Source organism: Ulvibacter sp. 2210JD10-4, from assembly GCF_058148525.1.
Map to the genome: position 1 here is coordinate 1 of NZ_JBYVJZ010000131.1, position 231 is coordinate 231.

Annotated in this window: 1 protein-coding gene; it reads right to left on the minus strand. The window is 36.8% G+C overall.

Annotation, left to right across the window (positions count from 1 at the left end; genetic code table 11):
• Positions 1-231, minus strand: a 231-nt coding sequence (locus ACY2RT_RS15760; RefSeq protein ID WP_490156846.1) for an NAD(P)H-hydrate epimerase, incomplete at both ends; no start/stop codon positions are given.

The window sequence follows — 231 nt, forward strand, 5'->3', positions numbered from 1 at the left end:
ATAATTTTGGGGTTTGAAAAGTAAGCGTGTGATTTGCCCTCAAAACAGCTTCAGCATCTTCTAAAGGTTTATTGGCAAACAAACCGCTGGGAATATCAATTGCTAATTTAAACGCTTTACTGTCATTGAAGTATTGAATTAGTTTCTTAACCCACCCATATGGGCAACGATTCAAACCAATTCCGAAAATAGCATCGATCACAATATCTGCAGAATTGATCTGTGGGAAAT